This is a genomic window from Chryseobacterium geocarposphaerae, assembly GCF_002797535.1.
Lineage (GTDB): Bacteria > Bacteroidota > Bacteroidia > Flavobacteriales > Weeksellaceae > Chryseobacterium > Chryseobacterium geocarposphaerae.
Map to the genome: position 1 here is coordinate 331,773 of NZ_PGFD01000003.1, position 19,114 is coordinate 350,886.

The 19,114-nt window shown below is 36.1% G+C and carries 19 protein-coding genes and 1 tRNA gene; 10 read left to right on the plus strand and 10 right to left on the minus strand.

The window, feature by feature from the left end; translation table 11 throughout:
* Genes tsaD through CLV73_RS17530 form a run of 3 tightly spaced genes read left to right on the plus strand, consistent with a single transcriptional unit; the run spans position 1 to position 2,133 of the window.
* The gene (tsaD, locus tag CLV73_RS17520) at positions 1-1,017 is read left to right on the plus strand and encodes a tRNA (adenosine(37)-N6)-threonylcarbamoyltransferase complex transferase subunit TsaD (RefSeq protein WP_100378165.1); all 1,017 of its coding nucleotides are present in this window, start codon (positions 1-3) and stop codon (positions 1,015-1,017) included.
* Positions 1,017-1,421 carry a hypothetical protein gene (locus tag CLV73_RS17525; RefSeq protein ID WP_100378166.1) on the plus strand — a complete coding sequence of 135 codons (405 nt, stop codon included), beginning with the start codon at positions 1,017-1,019 and terminating at the stop codon, positions 1,419-1,421. The genes tsaD and CLV73_RS17525 overlap by 1 nt, the downstream gene beginning before the upstream one ends.
* A 16-nt stretch (positions 1,422-1,437) precedes the next feature.
* A complete protein-coding gene (locus CLV73_RS17530) occupies positions 1,438-2,133 on the plus strand; it encodes an RsmE family RNA methyltransferase (protein WP_100378167.1) in 696 nt (231 codons plus the stop codon).
* Here the strand turns inward: CLV73_RS17530 and CLV73_RS17535 are convergent.
* Positions 2,130-2,663 carry a hypothetical protein gene (locus CLV73_RS17535; protein ID WP_100378168.1) on the minus strand — a complete coding sequence of 178 codons (534 nt, stop codon included), beginning with the start codon at positions 2,661-2,663 and terminating at the stop codon, positions 2,130-2,132. The two genes, CLV73_RS17530 and CLV73_RS17535, sit on opposite strands and share 4 nt — an antisense overlap.
* A 26-nt stretch (positions 2,664-2,689) precedes the next feature.
* Positions 2,690-3,361, minus strand: coding sequence for a TrmH family RNA methyltransferase (locus tag CLV73_RS17540; RefSeq protein ID WP_100378169.1), 672 nt, complete (start codon positions 3,359-3,361; stop codon positions 2,690-2,692).
* Between the two features lie 78 nt (positions 3,362-3,439).
* Here CLV73_RS17540 and CLV73_RS17545 point away from each other — a divergent pair, with 78 nt between their 5' ends.
* Together CLV73_RS17545 and CLV73_RS17550 are read left to right on the plus strand one after the other, a co-directional pair.
* Positions 3,440-4,456 carry an asparaginase gene (locus CLV73_RS17545; RefSeq protein ID WP_100378170.1) on the plus strand — a complete coding sequence of 339 codons (1,017 nt, stop codon included), beginning with the start codon at positions 3,440-3,442 and terminating at the stop codon, positions 4,454-4,456.
* Positions 4,457-4,513: 57 nt separating this feature from the next.
* Positions 4,514-4,600, plus strand: a tRNA-Ser gene (locus CLV73_RS17550).
* Positions 4,601-4,740: 140 nt separating this feature from the next.
* Here CLV73_RS17550 and CLV73_RS17555 read toward each other — a convergent pair.
* Positions 4,741-5,115, minus strand: a complete 375-nt coding sequence (locus CLV73_RS17555; protein WP_100378171.1) for a hypothetical protein — start codon at positions 5,113-5,115, stop codon at positions 4,741-4,743.
* A 153-nt stretch (positions 5,116-5,268) separates the two neighbouring features.
* Between CLV73_RS17555 and CLV73_RS17560 the strand changes: the two genes are divergently transcribed.
* From CLV73_RS17560 to CLV73_RS17570, 3 genes are all read left to right on the plus strand, one after another.
* Positions 5,269-6,021, plus strand: coding sequence for an SDR family oxidoreductase (locus CLV73_RS17560; RefSeq protein ID WP_100378172.1), 753 nt, complete (start codon positions 5,269-5,271; stop codon positions 6,019-6,021).
* A 94-nt stretch (positions 6,022-6,115) separates the two neighbouring features.
* Positions 6,116-7,126: a bestrophin family protein gene (locus CLV73_RS17565; RefSeq protein ID WP_100378173.1), complete on the plus strand. Its 1,011-nt coding sequence runs from the start codon at positions 6,116-6,118 to the stop codon at positions 7,124-7,126.
* Positions 7,127-7,137: 11 nt separating this feature from the next.
* Positions 7,138-7,803: a succinate dehydrogenase cytochrome b subunit gene (locus CLV73_RS17570; protein WP_228424436.1), complete on the plus strand. Its 666-nt coding sequence runs from the start codon at positions 7,138-7,140 to the stop codon at positions 7,801-7,803.
* A 132-nt stretch (positions 7,804-7,935) separates the two neighbouring features.
* Here the strand turns inward: CLV73_RS17570 and CLV73_RS17575 are convergent, their stop codons facing one another.
* The 6 genes from CLV73_RS17575 to CLV73_RS17600 all read right to left on the minus strand — a co-directional run bounded on the left by CLV73_RS17575 (position 7,936) and on the right by CLV73_RS17600 (position 16,765).
* A complete protein-coding gene (locus CLV73_RS17575; protein WP_100378175.1) occupies positions 7,936-8,628 on the minus strand; it encodes a hypothetical protein in 693 nt (230 codons plus the stop codon).
* Between the two features lie 87 nt (positions 8,629-8,715).
* Positions 8,716-10,248, minus strand: coding sequence for a M20/M25/M40 family metallo-hydrolase (locus CLV73_RS17580; protein ID WP_100378248.1), 1,533 nt, complete (start codon positions 10,246-10,248; stop codon positions 8,716-8,718).
* 184 nt (positions 10,249-10,432) lie between these two features.
* The gene (locus tag CLV73_RS17585) at positions 10,433-11,875 is read right to left on the minus strand and encodes a TolC family protein (RefSeq protein WP_169925778.1); all 1,443 of its coding nucleotides are present in this window, start codon (positions 11,873-11,875) and stop codon (positions 10,433-10,435) included.
* The gene (locus CLV73_RS17590) at positions 11,862-15,056 is read right to left on the minus strand and encodes an efflux RND transporter permease subunit (RefSeq protein ID WP_100378177.1); all 3,195 of its coding nucleotides are present in this window, start codon (positions 15,054-15,056) and stop codon (positions 11,862-11,864) included. Before CLV73_RS17590 ends, CLV73_RS17585 begins: the two co-directional genes overlap by 14 nt.
* Before the next feature lie 88 nt (positions 15,057-15,144).
* Positions 15,145-16,227, minus strand: a complete 1,083-nt coding sequence (locus tag CLV73_RS17595; RefSeq protein ID WP_100378249.1) for an efflux RND transporter periplasmic adaptor subunit — start codon at positions 16,225-16,227, stop codon at positions 15,145-15,147.
* Positions 16,228-16,375: 148 nt separating this feature from the next.
* On the minus strand, positions 16,376-16,765 hold the full coding sequence (locus CLV73_RS17600) for a hypothetical protein (RefSeq protein ID WP_100378178.1): 390 nt from the start codon (positions 16,763-16,765) through the stop codon (positions 16,376-16,378).
* A gap of 381 nt (positions 16,766-17,146) precedes the next feature.
* Between CLV73_RS17600 and CLV73_RS17605 the strand changes: the two genes are divergently transcribed.
* Entirely contained in the window at positions 17,147-17,542 is a 396-nt protein-coding gene (locus CLV73_RS17605) for a hypothetical protein (RefSeq protein ID WP_100378179.1), read from the plus strand.
* A 30-nt stretch (positions 17,543-17,572) separates the two neighbouring features.
* A complete protein-coding gene (locus CLV73_RS17610; RefSeq protein WP_100378180.1) occupies positions 17,573-18,004 on the plus strand; it encodes an META domain-containing protein in 432 nt (143 codons plus the stop codon).
* Positions 18,005-18,060: 56 nt separating this feature from the next.
* Here CLV73_RS17610 and CLV73_RS17615 read toward each other — a convergent pair whose 3' ends face one another.
* The gene (locus tag CLV73_RS17615; protein WP_100378181.1) at positions 18,061-19,098 is read right to left on the minus strand and encodes an NAD(P)/FAD-dependent oxidoreductase; all 1,038 of its coding nucleotides are present in this window, start codon (positions 19,096-19,098) and stop codon (positions 18,061-18,063) included.
* Positions 19,099-19,114: the final 16 nt, after the last annotated feature.

Consider the following 19,114-nt stretch of genomic DNA (forward strand, 5'->3'; position numbering starts at 1 on the left):
ATGAGCGACTCTATAATTTTAGGTATCGAATCGTCTTGTGACGATACTTCAGCAGCTATTATCAAAGGAAATGCTATTCTTTCTAATATTGCCGCCAATCAGGCAATTCATAAAGAATATGGTGGTGTGGTTCCTGAACTGGCTTCAAGAGCACACCAGCAAAATATCATTCCTGTTGTTGAAAAATCCTTACTCAAAGCAAATATACAACAAAATGCAATCTCTGCCATAGGCTTTACACGTGGCCCCGGACTTTTGGGTTCTCTTCTTGTAGGTACATCTTTTGCTAAATCATTAGCCATGAGTTTAGATGTTCCTTTAATAGAGGTAAACCACCTCCAGGCGCACATTTTAGCCCATTTCATTGAGGATGCAAATCCTATGCCGCCCAAATTTCCGTTTCTGTGTCTTACCGTAAGCGGAGGCCACACAATGATCGTTCTGGTGAAGGATTATTTTGACATGGAAATTATCGGAAAAACAATTGACGATGCTGCCGGAGAAGCTTTTGATAAAATTGGAAAAATATTTGACCTGGATTATCCTGCAGGTCCTATCATCGACAGATTAGCCAAAGAAGGAAATCCGGATGCTTTCCAATTCAATAAACCAAAGCTGGAAAATTACGATTACTCTTTTAGCGGAATTAAAACTTCAGTACTCTACTTCATTCAAAAAGAAGTAAAAAAAGATCCTGATTTTATTAAAAACAACCTTAATGATCTTTGCGCTTCCGTTCAGAAATCCATTATTGAAATTTTGATGAACAAGCTGGAAAAAGCAGCAAAAGATTTAAATATCAAAGAAGTGGCCATTGCAGGCGGAGTTTCTGCTAATTCAGCCTTAAGAAAAGTGATGCAGGACAATCATGAAAAACTGGGCTGGAATATTTATATCCCTAAATTTGAATACACAACCGATAATGCAGCAATGATTGCCATGGTTGCCCAACTGAAATTTGAGAGAGGTGAATTTACAGATTTAAGAACTACGGCTACGGCAAAATATGATTTGTAATGAAGATATTATTAGAAGAGAAAGTACTGGGAAAACATTCTAAAAAGAACTCAAAATATTATTGGATTTTAGAAACCGTTACAGGAAAAAACGAAGCAACAGAATTTGCAATCGACTATTTTCCAGCAAGCTCCGAAACAGGATATATTCAGAATATAAAGGAAGAGGTTTTAGAAAAAATAAATTCAGAGAATGTTTTCAGCTTTGCTTACGAACCTAAAGAAGGAGATTATTTATCCATCAAAAATAATTTAAGAAAAAACGAGTATCTTAATATGATTTTCCTTAATAATACTTGGGTTGAGGAGATTTATATGTGTTCTTACAGAAACTGTGAGGAGGATATCTATGCTACCATAAAAACAGGAGTTGCATTTTTAAGCGAAAATGAGATTTTTTTTTAAATAATAACCTTTTTCTATGAAACTTTTTTTTGGAGAAATTAATAACGAAATTGTAACTATCAATGATGAAGAACAACAGCATATTGTAAAAGTTCTTCGTATGAAAAACGGTGCGGAAATTCATGTAACGGACGGAAACGGAAATCTCGCCTCAGGAAAACTGGTTATTGAAGGGAAAAAAGCAAACATTGAGGTTTCAGAAATAAAAAGAGACTTTCCTGATTTCAGCCCAAAACTTCATATTGTGATTGCTCCGACAAAAAACATTGACCGTATTGAGTTTTTTGTAGAAAAAGCTGTAGAAATGGGGATTTCAGAAATCACCATTCTCCAGACAGAAAAGACTGAACGTAAAAACATTAATATCGACAAGCTCAAAAAACAGGCTATTGCTGCGTCCAAACAAAGTTTAAGATTTCATTTTCCAGTCATCAATGACTCGGTAAAGATTTCGGATTTTCTGAAAAAAATCAATCCGGAAAGCACATTTGTCGCACATTGCCATGAAAATCTGGAGAGAATCAAGCTTAAAGAGATTCCACATTTGGAAAGTATTACTTTTCTCATTGGTCCGGAAGGTGATTTCTCAGAAAAAGAGATTTCCTTTTTAGCAGAGCATAAGATAAAAGCTGTTTCACTAGGAAATCAAAGGTTGAGAACAGAAACTGCAGGAATTTTTGTAGCTGCATGGAATTACAATAAGATGATTTAATTGCTCTCTTTAAATCGTTTTATTGGCACGGTTAATCCAACCTGAAGGGTATTAATCGGAAAATTTTCTGCTTTTAATAATCTGAAATTGTAACCTATACTAAGCTTTCCTCTACTGCCGCCGAATCCTAAATAAGGCATAACACGCGGGATGACCTTCTGAAAATTGGTTTGAAACTGCATTTCAGCTCCCATTGAAATTCCTGCACTGGAACTGACTCCAACTTTAGGAGACATAAAGAAGCCATACCTGTTGTTAATGATAAAATCAGTTCCGGCATAATATACTTTTGATGCTCCGTGATATCCGTCATAGTCGGTGATTCTCCCAAAAACTAATTCGATAATATGCATTTGTGAAGCTCTGAAAGTCTCCGTATTATCTCTGGCATCGCCTGCATAATGATAGCCCACTAATATGGCAGGAGAAATTGTTGTCTTCATTCTTCTGTAAGCCAAAGTATCAAATTTTACCTGGGCAAAGAATACACCTGATGAAATACAAAATAATAGGAAAAACAATCTCGTCATAAAGTTTTTAATTTCAATTATAACTTTTAAAAATTAATATTATTTTCTCTTAAATATTTTTCAAAAATCTGATCACCACTTCTCATTGAATTGACTGCCCATCGAATTTTCATTCTCAGAAGTTTTTCTTCGTTAAGCTTATAATCAATACCTGACCTCATCAGTTTTTGTTTTAATTCATACAAACAGATCGAAGCTGCTACGGAAACGTTAAAACTTCTTGTAAAACCATACATAGGAATCGCTAAGGTCTCATCTGCAAAGTCTAAGATCTCTTGCGAAACACCTTCCATTTCGGTTCCGAAAACCAAGGCAATAGGCTGGGTAATTTCATAATCCGGTAAAAATTTAGCATTATTTTCCAATGATACTGCTACCATTTTGTAACCTCTGTCTTTGATCTTCTGGAAAGACTCCATATTTCGGGGAAGTTTTTCTACTTCAACCCAGGTATCCGCTCCTTTTGTCACTCTTAGATTAGGCTCAAAATTATGTTCTTCCTGCAATGCCACCACTTTATGAAAAGCACAGGCTTCTGTAGATCTGACAATTGCCGCCGCATTTCTAAACTGATACACATCTTCTAAAACCGGTAGTACAAAATCTGAACTTTCAGGAGCAAAATGCTCAATTTTTCTTAATCTTTCTTCCGTTAAAAACTGTTTGAGGTAATCGTATGTTTTTACTAAATCTTCCATTCATTTTCAAATCTTTGCAAATTAACGTAATTTTGAGGAATGAACCCTACAAAGGTCTAAATTCTTAATAAAAGTTACATGAAACGAAAAGTCCTGCTGATATATACCGGTGGAACCATTGGTATGGAAAAAGACTATGAAACAGGGAGTCTCCGAGCTTTCGACTTCGGAAATATTTTTGAAAAAATGCCGGAAATGAAGCTGATGGAATGTGAGGTTTCTCTTCACCCTTTTGCCGAACCGCTGGATTCATCTGATATGGGGCCGAAGGAATGGAGAATGATCGCCAATTACATCCGTGAAAATTATGACGAATATGATGGTTTTCTGGTTCTTCACGGAACCGACACGATGTCTTACACCGCTTCAGCATTAAGTTTTATGCTAAAAGGATTGCGAAAACCAGTGATTTTCACAGGTTCACAGCTTCCTATCGGCGATTTGAGGACTGATGCTAAAGAAAATCTTCTGACGAGCTTATATTATGCCAGTTTGTATGAAAATAATGAAGCGGTCATTCAGGAAGTTGCTATCTATTTTGAATATAAATTATTAAGAGGAAACAGAACCCTGAAATATTCAGCAGAGTTTTTTGATGCATATGCAAGTCCTAACTATCCTATTCTGGGACAATCCGGAGTGCATCTTAATATTATTAAGGAAAATCTTTACCGTTGCGATTCAGGCATAGAGTTTCATGTGGATGAGCATATTTCCGAAGATATTTTATTCTGGAGAATTTTCCCGGGAATGCATTTAAATCATTTTAAGGAAATTCCAAAGATGAAAGTTCTGATTTTACAAGTATTTGGATCCGGAACTATTTTCAGCAATGAAAAAACCCAGGATACCCTGCAGGAAATAAGAAATAAAGGAACTGAAATTGTGGTGGTAAGTCAATGTATTTCCGGAGGTATTTCTTTCGGAAAGTATGAAAACAGCAATGTTTTTTCAAGAATAGGAGCCATCAGCGGAAAAGATATGACGGCAGAATGCGCCATTACCAAAGCAATGCACCTCATTGGCAATCCTGCATACGAGGGAAGCTTTGCCGAGAACTTTACCAAAAGCCTTTGTGGAGAAATTTCTGACTAATCTTTTATTAAAATTTGCAGATTCAATAAAATACTCTATTTTTGCAGTCTCGAATAAAGAAAGGTGTCCGAGTGGTTGAAGGAGCTACCCTGGAAAGGTAGTATACGGGTAACTGTATCGAGGGTTCGAATCCCTTCCTTTCTGCAAAAACCGAAGCTAATTGCTTTCAAAATGGTCAAAAAAGTAAAAACCTGTATTCATGATGATTACAGGTTTTTTTTATTTATAGGTCTTTGCTTATTTTTAAAACACGTAAAAACGGATTTTTGAAAAAGCCATTCACTTTAATTAAGTTCAACATAAGATTCTTTGGCTACCTGCCATCTTTCTGATGAGTATTCCCAAATTAATGTAAAGAATTTAGGAGCCGAATTCCCATTTAATTCCAGATCCCGTGTCATAACAACCATTCCCATATTCCCATCACAAACAGCGTAATGAAACTCTGCTTTGGTAGAAAACGGTGTAGCTTTGGCATCGTTGTTTCCTTTAACAAAACTAACAAGCTGTTCTTTGTTCATAGTATCCACTGTGCCATCTTTACTGACTTTGACAATGAGTAAATTATCTGAATAAATTTGCTGTACGTATGGTACATTAAAATGCGTTGCTTCATAAATAAGTTGCTTTGTTAGTTCAATTAATTTTTTACTATCCATCTTTAAAATTTTAGGAAATGATTTAAACAGCCTCGATGACTATTATTATGCAAAGATGGATATAGTGCTTTTTTAAAAACTTAAACTGGTTTAAGTTTTTATGGTTTTTTTATTTTCAATTTTGCCTTGTTAACAATTATAAACAAAATTAAAATGAAAATTGTAATCATTGGAGGTACCGGACTTATAGGAAGCCAGGTAGCAAACATCCTGAAAAAGGATCATGAAGTAATCGTTGCATCACCCAATACAGGGGTAAACACCATTACCGGCGAAGGCCTTGAGGAAGCTCTTAAAAATGCTAATATTGTTATTGATGTTTCCAACTCACCATCATTTGATGATGAACCGGTAATGAATTTCTTCAAAACTTCAAACCAACATTTACTTCCGGCAGAAAAAAGCGCAGGAATACAACATCACATTGCCCTGTCAGTTGTTGGAACAGATAAATTACAGGAAAGCGGATATTTTCGTGCCAAGCAGGTTCAAGAGAATTTAATTAAAGAATCAGGAGTGCCTTTTACTATTGTACATGCTACTCAATTTTTTGAATTTGCCGGTGGTATTGTAGCTACAAGCACATCGGAAGGAAAAGTAAAACTTTCAAATGCATATATCCAACCTATAGCAAGTGCCGAAGTAGCAGCATTTGTTGCCCAAATAGCAACTGAAAAGCCTGCTAATAAAATTCTTGAAATAGGTGGACCGGAACGGTTCCAATTGGATGAATGGATAAAACAATATATCCTATCAACTCAAAAATCTTTGGAAGTCGAAACGGATGTTAATGCACCCTATTCAGGTGCAATATTGGAAAAGACAACACTTACCCCTAAGAATCCGGTATACTTGGGAACTACCGAATATTTAGCCTGGATTTCCAAACCTGAAAATCAACGATGATATTGATAAATATCTGTTGTTCCGACCTAAAATGTGACAATTAAAATCACAGATCTATTAAAACCTACGATTTAACCAATCAATAGCAATACCGATGTATATAGGTAAATCATATAATATCTTTGAGTTTCTGATATGGACAAAAGGAAAAATTTACACCTTACTCCTTGTAGGTTTTATTCCAGTATGCTTTTATCATATTTTTGGAATAAAATGGGTCGCAATTCCCTGGTCCGTCATTGCAATGTTGGGAACTGCTACTGCATTTATATTAGCCTTCAAAAATAATCTAAGTTATAACCGGTCTCTAGAAGCACAGGAGGTTTGGACCACTATTTTATCAAATAGCCGTTCCTGGGGTTTGGTAAGCCAAGATTATGTAGAGAATAATAATGAAGCCTCAAAAACTCTTATTCATAACCATTTGGCTTGGATTACTGCATTGCGCTATAGTATGAGAGAATACCAAAGCTGGGAAACAACAGATAAAAAACATAACGTACATTATCGTAAACACTTTAAAATTCCTGAACAGCAAACAAACCTTGAAGAGGAGTTGGCTGAATATGTAACACCTGAAGTGCTTGAGAATATTCTTAAGGCCAGAAATATTGCAACCTACATTATGAGTCTGCAAAGTAGAACCCTGAAATCTCTTTATGAAAAACAGGAAATCACAGTGGCACAATTTATTGATATGGAAAAATCAATTAAAGAATTTTACAATCTGCAAGGAAAAAGTGAACATATCAAACATTCACCGTTTCCACGACAGTATAATATTATTAATAATCTTCTGATACAATCATTTTCATTTTTATTGCCATATGGGTTGCTCGCAGATTTTAATAAGCTCAATGATAGTGTTGACGGATTTATGAAAGGAAATATGATCTGGTTAATCATTCCTTTCAGCTGTTTGATTTCCTGGCTATATGCTTCTATAGCGCAAGTAGGTGAAAATACCGAAAATCCATTTGAGGGAGGTGCCAATGATGTTCCAATATCTCAAATTAGTTTTCAAGTGGAAGTTGAATTGAGGGAAATGCTGGGCGAAGCGAGTATGAGAGACCCGAGCATACACGAAAATAATATCATTTTATAAAATTTATGTCAATGTCAAAAAGTATATTAAAAAGTTCCATAGGCAGGAAAATAATAATGGCATTAAGCGGCTTATTCTTGATAAGTTTTCTGATTGTACACGCCTCGGTAAATGCGCTGATTTTCTTTAACGATAAAGGCAAGATATTCACTATTGGAGCACATTTTATGGCTACAAATCCTATAATCCGAACTATTGAAGTTGTTCTGGTTGTCGGCTTTATCATTCATATCGTTCAAGGGTTTACTCTTTGGAAGAAGAACAGAAAAGCCCGGTCGATTCAATATTTTTATAAAGATAACACACCCCGTGTTACATGGTATAGCAAAAGCATGACTCTACTTGGTACTTTGATCTTACTTTTCCTAATTATTCATACACAAAATTTTTGGATTCCTAATCGGATTCATCAGTTTCAATATGATGAAGAGCTTCCCCTATATAAAATGATTATTGAAAAATTTCAAAGCCCTGTTGAGGTAGTAATTTATTTGACAGGATGCTTTTCCCTTGCGTGGCATTTGCTGCACGGATTTCAAAGTGCCTTCCGTTCCATAGGGATTACTCATGAAAAATATACTCCTTTGATTCTTAAATTTTCATATGGATTTGCAATTATAATTCCTTCAACCTTGGCAATAATGCCTGTTTCTATTTATTTTGGATGGATAAAATAGGTAGATGAAAATGAAACAAAAACAGCAAGATCCCTTTTGCAAAAAATCCTGATCAGATGATCAGGATTTTTCGTTTGAAAAATTTCAAACTACAATTTAGTTATTAGTTATATGAATGTTTGGGTTTAAAAATTAATTACAGATTGTTAAGAACTGATCATTCATCTGTACTTTAAATTTGGCTTCAGATTTTAACTTTGAGTACATCATAAGCTCAAATGCCTGAACTTCCTTTAATTTTTGGTCTATAAATTCTGCAATCTGAACTACCGAAAAAATAAAGTCCCTGTATACTGCAATATCAACGGTTTTTCCAAAAACAGGAAGATAAGCTTTAAGAAAAGGAATAGTAGACTGATGCTGATTATAGTTCACACACAATCCGGCCCCATCTCTGAAAGTAATGACTTCTTTGTCATTTATAAAATCAAACACACTGCCAGTATTCTTGATATTCTTTTTGGTAATATGTTTGTTTATTTTATCTAAAATATGCTGTGCATATTCCATCATGGTTATGGTTTTCCATTCAAAAAGGTGATTCATTCCTTTTGAAATATGTTTGTTATTTTGATCGCAATTGGTACAAAATGAAATTCCTATTTTCTCATAATACGGAAAGAAACAGTCTCTGATCTGAATAGATGCATCTGCCTGAAGTTTATCTTTAGCAAAATTGTAGTAAACATAAGGGCTGTACAAATTTACCAACTGCTTCAAATAATCAACTTCAGAGGTGTTATGGTATTCTTCAAACCATTTTTCCAAATTGTTATAGTAATGAGCTTCAAATTCTTTATAGGTAAGATAAAACGGCAGTTCCATAGCTTTGTAATTTTGATACCACAAAACTATTCTGCTAATGCGACAAAACTTGACGTATTAAAATTAATCTAAAAAAATTTACAATTCTTATTTATCGTAGTTCTTCATAATGAATTCAAAGTAGTGAATCATTCTAAGATAGTTTTCAATACTGATATATTCATTGGTACTGTGAATACTTTGCTGTTCAAAACCATTAATCTTAATGGGCATAAACCGATAAATATGGTCACTAACTCTCTGATATTTGTACGCATCTGTACCTCCTACTGTAAGGTAAGGAGTCACTACAGCCTCAGGATAAATTTGTTTCACACCCTCCTGAATCATTTTATAAGCCCGGGTATTTGTTGATGAAACTGCAGAAGCTTCACGGGTATTGTCAATTTCTTCCACTTCCACATCAAAACCATCAGTAGCTTTGGCAATATGCTGCTTAACATCTTTAACGGTATTTCCGGGAAGCAATCTAAAATTAACCACAAATTCCACTTCAGGAGAAAGAACATTCGTTCCGTCACTTCCCTTCATCATCGTAAGTGCTGTAGTCGTTCTTACCAAAGCATTTGTCGTGTTATTTTTTGTAAGCTGTGAGAGTAATACCGGTTTCAGCAGCCATGTATTTGCAATAGCCATTCTGTTTACAAATGGCATTCCACCTCCTATATTATTAAAAAACTCCTGCATTGAAGGGGTAATCATAGGCTTCATCTGATTTTTTTCAAGCCGCTGCATAATGATCGCAGCTTTACCAATTGCACTTTCTGTTGGTGGCATAGAAGAATGTCCCCCCAATCCCTTTACTTTTATTTTGGCTGAAAGAAATCCTTTTTCCGCACATCCCACAACGGCAACATCATTGTTGATTCCTGCGACATTTCCTTTTTCTAAAATGAGACCTCCTTCATCATAAACGGCATCAAATTTTAAACCTAGCTTATTAAAGTGTGCGGCAATCTGCGTGGCTCCTTTTTTCCCTCCAACTTCTTCATCAAAGCCAAAAGCCAGATAAATATCCCTTTCAGGTATTATTTTATTTTCAATGATATTATTTGCAGATTCCATTAAAGAGAAAAGCATCCCTTTCATATCCAGAGTTCCCCTTCCATAAATTTTACCATTGGCGATTGCTCCTGAAAACGGGCCATATTCCCAATCTTTTGCCACTTTTGAAACACGTGGTGCAGGTTTATCATTAAGTTGACTGACATTTTCATTCTTATTGACCACATCCGCATCACCCGGAGGAACAACATCAATATGTGATAAAAATAATATCGGAGCCAAAGAACTATTTTTCCCTTTTATTTTAAATACCAATGCATATGTATTAATTTCATAGTTTTCAGTATTTTGATACACCAAAGGATAAGATTCTTTTAAGTAGTTCTTAAATTTTTCAAACGGGGCATAATCAAAATCACCTAATTCCCCTGTAGAAACTGTAGGTATTCGTATTCCTCCCGACAGATGCTGAACTGCAATATCATTACGTACAGGATTCCAGGCTTTTTCAACAGAAGCTTCATTTTTTTTAAATGGATAAGTGAGGGTTCTTATTATTAGGAAAATAACTAAGATTACAAGTACGGCTAAGAGAAGTAATAGTATTTTTTTCATGATAATCGGTTTGGTAAATAAATATACAAAACCCTTTTCATAATTCATCTATAGAGAAGTAAATTAATATTAATTATCAGCAACTTACACTGATCTTCAAATTATATCCTCATTTTCTTTAATACAACAAAAGAGACCGCCAAATATGACGGTCTCCAAAAATAAAACATTAAGGATTTACAAATCACTTCCAGCCTCCGCCTAAGCTTTTGTAAATATCTACAACTGTACTCAGCTGTTTCTGTTTTGCTTCAACCAGCTCCATTTTTGCATCCAATGCATCTCTCTGGTTCAGAAGAACTTCCAGATAATCCGCTCTTGAATTCCTAAATAACTGATTAGCAATATCTATTGATTTCTCCAAAGCCTGTGTTTCTTCAGACTTCAGTTTATAATACTGATCAATATTTTTCACTTTCGACATCAAATTAGCCACATCCAAATAAGCGTTCAGAATCGTTTTATCATATTCGTACAAAGCCTGAATCTGTTTAGCATCCGCAGTCTGAAAATTAGCTTTAATTGCACTTTTATTAATAAGTGGTCCGGCTAACTCACCTGCTAAATTGTAAGCAATTGATTCCGGCATTTTCACCAGATAAGAAGGTTTAAATGCTTCTAAACCTAATGTTGCCGATATTTCCAATGAAGGATAGAACTCTTTTCTTGCTGCTTCCACATCTAATTTTGATGATTTCAATTCCAATTCTGCTTGTTTGATATCAGGACGGTTGGCCAATAACTGTGACGGAATTCCCGTATACACCGTTTGCGGAATCGTAGTCATAAAATCTTCCTTCGTTCTTACAATCGGTTGTGGAAAACGACCGCAAAGCGCATTGATTTCATTCTCTTTTTCCGTAATTTGCTGACGGATCGTATATTCTGTCGCTTTGGATTTTGCCAGTTCAGCTTCGAATTTTTTTACCGCTAATTCAGTTGCCGCCGCAGCTTCTTTCTGAATTTTTGAAATTTCCAGAGCTTTTTGCTGAAGCTTGATATATTGCTGAATAATATCCAGCTGATTATCCAAAGCAAGCAATTCATAATAATTATCAGCAACTTCTTCGATCAGGTTGGAAAGGACAAAATTCTTTCCTTCCACCGTCGAAAGATAATGTGCCACGGCAGACTCTTTTTCTGTTCTTAATTTTTTCCAGATATCAATTTCCCAGTTGGCCGTCAAACCGCCTTCAAAATTTCCAAGCGGATCCGGCATTTCTTTTCCTGGCTCGATTTCCGTAGTTGCGTCACCTGCTCCTTCACTTGTATAGCGTCCAGATTTTTTTAGTCCTGCCCCCACTCCGGCGGTTACAGTTGGCGTTAATCTTCCTTTTTTAGCTAAAACACCACTTTTTGCGATCTCAATTTCCTGCAAAGTGATCATCAGCTCCTGATTATTCTTTAGTGCAGTTTCTATTAAAGCAACTAAATTCGGATCAGTAAAAAATTGTCTCCAAGGTGTTGTTCCGCTATTATTGTTCGCGTCACCCTGATCTTCCTGACTAAAGCTCTGAGGTACATTTTCCTTTACCTCGTCTTTTATCACGGTCGCCATTGGCGCCTTACAACTTGCTAAAACAAGTGATAAGGCGATGGCTGCTATATATTTATTATAAATCTTCATGTTTGTCATCGTGTTGGTACGGTTCTGTTTGTTCTGTTAAAGGATTTTCTTCTTCATATCTGGCCAATCTGGATTTCTCGGCGATCGTTCCGAAGATGTAATACAATCCAGGAATGATCATTAATCCGAAAATAGTTCCGATCAGCATCCCTCCTGCTGCGGCTGTACCGATGGTTCGGTTACCAATCGCACCCGGTCCGGTAGCCATTACCAAAGGAATCAAACCTGCAATGAACGCAAATGATGTCATCAAAATCGGACGGAAACGGATCGCTGCTCCTTCAATGGCAGCCTGCGCAACCGGAATTCCCTCTTCTGCCTTTTTCTGAACAGCAAATTCTACGATCAATACGGCATTTTTACCCAAAAGACCAATCAACATGACCATGGCTACCTGAGCATAAATATTGTTTTCTAACCCTAATAATTTCAAACATAGGAAAGCTCCGAAAATACCCGTCGGCAATGATAAAATTACCGGCAGCGGAAGAATGAAACTTTCATACTGTGCAGAAAGAATCAGATAAACGAATCCTAAACAGACTAAGAAAATGAAAATCGCTTCGTTTCCACGGCTTACCTCATCCTTGGAAATCCCTGCCCAGTCGATCCCGAAACCTCTCGGAAGTGTTTTATCCGCCACTTCTTTGATGGCTGCAATCGCCTGCCCGGAACTGTACCCCGGAGCAGGAGTTCCACTTACCTCGGAAGAGTTATACATATTATGTCTTGTGATCTCTGATAAACCATACACTTTTTCCAAATGCATGAAGTCCGAATACGGAACCATCTGATCTTTATCGTTTTTCACATACAATTTCAACAAATCCGTCGGTAATGCGCGATATTGAGGACCTGCCTGAACAATTACCTTATAGGGTCTGTCGAAACGGATGAAACTCGTCTCATAGTTGGAACCAATTAAAGTTGATAAATTGTCCATCGCATTTTCGATCGTTACTCCTTTTTGCTCGGCAAGATCGTTATCTACTCTCAGCATATACTGAGGGAAACTCGCAGAATAGAATGTAAATGCAGATCCCAATTCAGGACGTTTTTTCAGTTCCTTTACAAAATCGTTACTTACCTGCTCCATTTTGTGATAATCTCCACTTCCCGCTTTATCCAAAAGACGAAGCTCGAAACCACCTGCAGCACCATAACCCGGAATTGATGGCGGCTGGAAGAATTCTATATTCGCACCGGGAATATTTTTAGCTTTTTCTTCAAGCTTTTCAATGATCTCTGCGGCAGATTCTTTACGATCTTCCCAGCTTTTTAAGTTAATCAGACAAGTACCGGAGTTGGAACCTGTACCTTCCGTCAGGATTTCATAACCTGCTAATGAAGAAACGGACTGTACCCCATCAATATCTTCAGATTCTCTCAATAATTCCTTTGCAATCTGATTGGTTCTTTCTAATGTTGAACCCGGTGGCGTCTGGATAATCGCATAGATCATCCCCTGATCTTCCGCAGGAATAAACCCTGACGGCAATGAATTGCTCAGGAAGAATGTCGCAGCACAGAATGCCAATAATAATGGTAAAGTGATTGTTTTCTTCTTCACCGTTTTATTCAACATTCCTTCATATTTATTCGCACCTTTTGTAAATAGACCGTTGAACTTATCTAAGAAAATAGTAATTGGTGTTCTTTTCTTAGGTTTTCCGTGATTATTTTTCAGAATTAAAGCACATAAAGCCGGAGTCAGTGTCAAAGCTACAACCCCTGAAAGGATAATTGCTGAAGCCATTGTAATGGAGAACTGACGATAGAAAACCCCAACCGGACCGGACATAAATGCAATCGGAATAAATACGGATGCCATTACCAAAGTGATCGCGATAATCGCCCCGCTGATTTCATGCATTGCTTCTTCCGTCGCCTTTAAAGGAGATAAATGTTTCTCTTCCATCTTGGCGTGAACGGCTTCAATGACCACAATCGCGTCATCCACCACAACCCCGATCGCCATTACAAGGGCAAAGAGCGAAATCATGTTTAATGTAATTCCGAAAGCGGACATTACAGCGAATGTTCCTACTAACGAAACCGGAACCGCTAAAGCCGGAATTAGTGTTGAACGCCAGTCTCCCAAGAATAAGAATACCACGATTGCCACCAAAACGAAGGCTTCAAATAACGTGTGAACGACCTTTTCAATCGATGCATCCAGGAATCTTGATACGTCATAACTGATGTCGTAATGCATTCCTTTCGGGAAGGTGGTTTTCTGCAATTCTGCCATCAAAGATTTTACGTTTTTGATAACGTCACTTGCGTTGGAACCGTACGATTGTTTTACCGTTATTGCCGCAGAAGGTTTCCCGTTCAACGTAGAATAAATATCGTACATCGAGGAACCGAATTCGATATCCGCAACATCTTTTAATCTGATAAATTCTCCGTCAGGTTTCGCTTTAAGAATGATATTCCCGTAATCTTTTTCATTATTGAAACGGCCCGGATATTTTAAAATATATTCAAATGACTGCGAACGCTTTCCGGAACTTTCCCCCGTCTTACCAGGAGATGCTTCCAAACTCTGCTGATTCAACGCTTCCATTACTTCGTCTGCCGAAATGCTGTAAGCTGTTAATCTGTCAGGCTTAAGCCAGATACGCATTGCATATTCTCTTGTTCCCAGGATATCCGCAAAACCAACTCCGCTTACCCTTCTCAATTCGGACATCACGTTGATATCTGCATAGTTGAAAAGGAATTTCTGGTCAGCTTTAGGATCATCACTATACAAGTTTATGTACATCAACATGTTAGGCTCTTCACGGGTAATTTTCACCCCTTCACGAACTACCAGTGGTGGCAATTTATTAACCACCGAAGATACACGGTTTTGCACGTTTACGGCTGCCACGTTCGGGTCTGTTCCCAAGTCGAAAACCACCTGAATAGAAGCTTCCCCGTCATTTCCGGCATCGGAAGTCATATATTTCATTCCCGGCACCCCATTTAAACCTCTTTCCAACGGAATAACCACAGATTTGATCAACAATTCGTTGTTGGCTCCCGGATATTCTGCGGTGATGTTTACTTTTGGCGGTGAAATGGACGGAAACTGTGTCACTGGAAGTTTTACCAAAGACAAGACTCCCATAAATACGATAATCAAAGAGATTACGATAGACAGAACAGGTCTGCGAATGAATTTCTTAAACATAAAAATAATATCAATTATTAATGATGAATGATAAATGATGAATTTGAACAGTTTTGATGATCAATGCTCACTTACCAGTTATCGTATTCTACTCTGCTTTTAATTTCAATGATTGAAGAACTTTTTTCGGATCCTGAGCTTTAACTTGAACTTTCTGATCGTCTTTCACTTTTTGAACTCCCTCCAACAAGATTCTGTCACCTGTTGATAATCCAGAACCCACAACATAAACGTCCGGAAGCTCATAAGCCACCTTAATATTTCTGGATTTTGCCACTCCGTTTTTATCCACTACAAAAACATATTTCTGATCCTGAATTTCGTAGGTTGCTTTCTGAGGAATAATTAAAGCGTTTTTCAATGGCAAAGTCATTCTTACCTTTCCTGTTTCTCCGTTTCTCAATAATTTTGCCGGGTTTGGGAACTTAGCTCTGAACGCAATATTTCCTGTTTCACTATCAAATTCCCCTTCAATGGTCTGAACTTCTCCTTTTTGTGGAAAAATATCTCCGTTTGCCATCACCAAGGAAACCTGATTGCTTCCTCTTGATGCTGCATTGGTCTGATAAGAAAGGTATTCCGGTTCTGAAACGTTGAAATACGTATAAACATCATTGTTATCAGAAAGAGAGGTCAGCAAGTCCCCTTCATCTACCAAACTTCCAAGTTTCAAAGGAATTCTGTCGATAATCCCTGAAAACGGAGCTTTAATGTCTGTAAATGATAAGTGTATCTGTGCCAATTTAGCTTCTGCATTTGCCGCATCCAATTTAGCTTTTGCCATTGCTCTTTCGTTTTTGGAAACGATGTTGTTGCTGGCTAATGTACTTGCATTTTTCAGTTCAATCGTAGCCTGGGCAACTTCTGCCTGGGCCTTCAGCAACTCTGCCTGATATAACTTCGGCATTATTCTGAATAATGTCTGACCCTGATGAACAAACTGACCCTCGTCTACGAAAATCTTCTCCAGGAAGCCTTTCTCCTGTGCACGAACTTCGATGTTCTTTACAGATCTGATCTGAGCCACATATTCTTTGTCAATCACCGTATCCATCACTACCGGAGTGGTTACGGGATAAACTGCAGCTTCTTCTTTTTCTTCTTTTTTCTTGTTACAACCTGTGAACAATAAAAGACTGCTTAGCGCAATGCTTGCGACAACTCTTTTAATCATAATTTCTAGAGTTTATGTAAATCGTTAATGTTTTAAATATGAAAATGGTAATAAGAGAATTTGCGGTGTGATGATTACCAACAAAGCACAACGCATGACATTCCTGCTGAAAAACCAGCAGCAACTAAAATTCGAAAAATATAGTTTAAATTCTGATAGAACGGATCAGAATGAATCTTTTCACTGAGGAAAAGTCTGATAAAAAGCCATGAATAGAAGGCTTAAGCTTTTTGAAACTTTTTAACCCAAAAATATATACCAATGTGAAAACACTGGCAAAAACAACCATCGCCTCAAACGTATCAGACAGCTGGAAATCATCTTCAGCAAGTTCTAATGAATAAGCATTGCTTATATCATCTGAGGTCTGCTGTATCGAAAGTTTTTCGTAGGTCTGATTGAGTCGGTTTGCTCTTTTAGGTAAATTATGAGAGGAATGAGTATAGTCATTTCTTAAAGTTTTGACATTGATCTTGCTTTCCACTACGAATAGCAGAAAAAGACTGGTCAAAAAATACACTATATAATTTCTCATAATTTGAAGGCACAAATGTAAGTCTTAGTTTGTATACATTTTGAAACAATTTCATGACAAATGACATATATTAACAATATTTAACTTTCCTTTAAATATGCTGAATAACACCAACTGAATCACAAAGGATAAAATCCCAAAAAAGAGAATTATTATTTTAAATTTGATTTTCAGTATTTTATATTTTAAACCCAATAAAAACGCTTTAAAAACAGAAGAATTTATAAAAAAAACAGAGAATCATAAGATATTTAAAAATTAAAAAATTCAATTATTTTAAAAACAACCACATAATTTATAATAAATTAACAGATTTTATCTAGAAAAGTAATAACTTTGCCAAACAAATCACACCAATGAAACACACAAAAACAAATTATTATGAAAAAAAAGGTTCTATTTTCAATATTCTTCATTCTTGCACTTACCGCCATCTCATGTAAGCATTCTACAAAAGAAAATGAAGTCGTAGCTACAAAACCTTCTGTGGAAATAGCTAAAGACAGTATTACCAGAGCTACTTTTGTAGATGATTTTGGAGATCAGATGGAGGTTATGATCAATCATACTCAAAGCACAGCCAAAGTATTTCTTAATGGGAAAACGTACGAGATAAAAAAAGTTGATGAACTCCCGGAATATACAGCGGCTAATGAAGAGTACCAATATTCTGATATTCATGGAAATGTAACATTTCTAAAAAAGGACGCGGATATGGTTTTGTTTCATTACAAAAAGAATAAGGAAAACGGCCAGACAAAAATGGCTTCTTACTAACAATGACCATTTCAATTTAAAATATATAATATGAAAAATCTACACAACTACATTATTATTTTCATCTTATCAATATTTCTTTTTTCTTGTAATACTGCAAAGCAGTCATCTAAAAATGATATTACAGGAAAAACATGGAAACTTACCGAACTCAATGGAAAGCCTATTCAGCTTAAAAATCCTAAAAACAATCCTTATTTCAAACTTAACACGAGCGATATGAGGTATGAAGGACATGCCGGATGTAATGGTATCGGAGGAACCTTTGAAATAAAGCAGGACATTATGCGTATAAAATTCAACCAGGGAATGTCTACAATGATGGCTTGTGAGGATCTGGAAACTGAACAATTATTTTCAAAAGCTCTGTTAGCCGCAGATAATTATTCTGTGAACGGTAATACCCTTACTCTTAACAAGGCAAGAATGGCTCCTTTGGCGAAGTTTGTTCTTAGCAATTAACACAAAATTCATATATAGTAAAATATCGAGACATTACTGCCTCGATATTTTTTATTTTAGTCTATGAATCTTTCCCGATTCACTTCAGTTGGCAATGGGGAATTATTTTCCATAAAATCATATAATACTTTGGAAAAATAGCATCCATTTAATATTCCTCTTGCTCCCAATCCGTTAAACACAAACATATTTGAATGCTCAGAATGTACTCCTATAATAGGCCTTCTATCTTTTACGGTAGGCCGGAATCCGAAATTCACTTCTTTTATTTCAAAATCATAAGGATAAAACTCAGCTAAACCATTCGTTAATTGCTGTATGGCAGAATCATCTATATGGCTGTGAAGTTGTTCCCGATCATAAGTCCCTCCATAAAAATACAAATCATTTTCTAATGGAAATAAAAAGTGTTTCTTTTTAATCGTAATATTCTGGGCTAAAGCTTTGGACAATTTAACTTTGATATGATGTCCTTTATTCGCATTCACAGGAATATCTGAAAAAAAAGGATTTTCCTTCACTCCCATCCCTTCACAAAAAATAATTTTTTTAAAATTAAGTTCTTTGTAAACAGATTCTCCGGCATTGACTTTGGAATAATCGAATTTTTCTTTGATCAGCTGTGATCTTTTTTCAAGAAAATCAAATATACCCATGAAAAATCCATTAACATTAAGTCGGGCAGATTGGTTTACCTTTCCTGTATTAAAATCGTTTTTTACCCCTTCTATGTGATCAAAATTTTCATCTAAAAAGTTAACCAGGTCTAAATTTTCAGATTTTTTCAGCCATAGCTTCTGTTCATTTTCGTCATGAAAAATTCTGTGGATAGGAGCTTCTATTAAATAATTCTTTCCTGTATAAGTTTCAATCTCCTTTAATGAATCTTTTAAAAAATCTATTTGTTCCTGGGCTTTCCAAAAAGTAGTAAACTTTTTTAAAACTACCGGGTTAATAATGCCTGCAGAGACCTGCGACGCACTTTTTTTTCCTTCAGAGAAAATCACAAAAGATTTATTGTTTTTAATCAATTGATGTGCTAAAAAAACACCTGCATATCCGTCACCAACAATTATATAGTCTACTTTTTTCATATTAAAATCTTCTTAA

What these genes read in the sequence shown, in the direction of transcription:
- CLV73_RS17560 (WP_100378172.1), top strand. Translation starts at nt 5,269, where the DNA reads ATGAAAATTGTAATCATTGGAGGTACCGGACTTATAGGAAGCCAGGTA.
- CLV73_RS17590 (WP_100378177.1), bottom strand. Translation starts at nt 15,056, where the DNA reads ATGTTTAAGAAATTCATTCGCAGACCTGTTCTGTCTATCGTAATCTCT.
- CLV73_RS17565 (WP_100378173.1), top strand. Translation starts at nt 6,116, where the DNA reads ATGTATATAGGTAAATCATATAATATCTTTGAGTTTCTGATATGGACA.
- CLV73_RS17585 (WP_169925778.1), bottom strand. Translation starts at nt 11,875, where the DNA reads ATGAAGATTTATAATAAATATATAGCAGCCATCGCCTTATCACTTGTT.
- tsaD (WP_100378165.1), top strand. Translation starts at nt 1, where the DNA reads ATGAGCGACTCTATAATTTTAGGTATCGAATCGTCTTGTGACGATACT.
- CLV73_RS17570 (WP_228424436.1), top strand. Translation starts at nt 7,138, where the DNA reads ATGTCAAAAAGTATATTAAAAAGTTCCATAGGCAGGAAAATAATAATG.
- CLV73_RS17535 (WP_100378168.1), bottom strand. Translation starts at nt 2,663, where the DNA reads ATGACGAGATTGTTTTTCCTATTATTTTGTATTTCATCAGGTGTATTC.
- CLV73_RS17525 (WP_100378166.1), top strand. Translation starts at nt 1,017, where the DNA reads ATGAAGATATTATTAGAAGAGAAAGTACTGGGAAAACATTCTAAAAAG.
- CLV73_RS17600 (WP_100378178.1), bottom strand. Translation starts at nt 16,765, where the DNA reads ATGAGAAATTATATAGTGTATTTTTTGACCAGTCTTTTTCTGCTATTC.
- CLV73_RS17545 (WP_100378170.1), top strand. Translation starts at nt 3,440, where the DNA reads ATGAAACGAAAAGTCCTGCTGATATATACCGGTGGAACCATTGGTATG.
- CLV73_RS17580 (WP_100378248.1), bottom strand. Translation starts at nt 10,248, where the DNA reads ATGAAAAAAATACTATTACTTCTCTTAGCCGTACTTGTAATCTTAGTT.
- CLV73_RS17575 (WP_100378175.1), bottom strand. Translation starts at nt 8,628, where the DNA reads ATGGAACTGCCGTTTTATCTTACCTATAAAGAATTTGAAGCTCATTAC.
- CLV73_RS17605 (WP_100378179.1), top strand. Translation starts at nt 17,147, where the DNA reads ATGAAAAAAAAGGTTCTATTTTCAATATTCTTCATTCTTGCACTTACC.
- CLV73_RS17540 (WP_100378169.1), bottom strand. Translation starts at nt 3,361, where the DNA reads ATGGAAGATTTAGTAAAAACATACGATTACCTCAAACAGTTTTTAACG.
- CLV73_RS17610 (WP_100378180.1), top strand. Translation starts at nt 17,573, where the DNA reads ATGAAAAATCTACACAACTACATTATTATTTTCATCTTATCAATATTT.
- CLV73_RS17530 (WP_100378167.1), top strand. Translation starts at nt 1,438, where the DNA reads ATGAAACTTTTTTTTGGAGAAATTAATAACGAAATTGTAACTATCAAT.
- CLV73_RS17555 (WP_100378171.1), bottom strand. Translation starts at nt 5,115, where the DNA reads ATGGATAGTAAAAAATTAATTGAACTAACAAAGCAACTTATTTATGAA.
- CLV73_RS17615 (WP_100378181.1), bottom strand. Translation starts at nt 19,098, where the DNA reads ATGAAAAAAGTAGACTATATAATTGTTGGTGACGGATATGCAGGTGTT.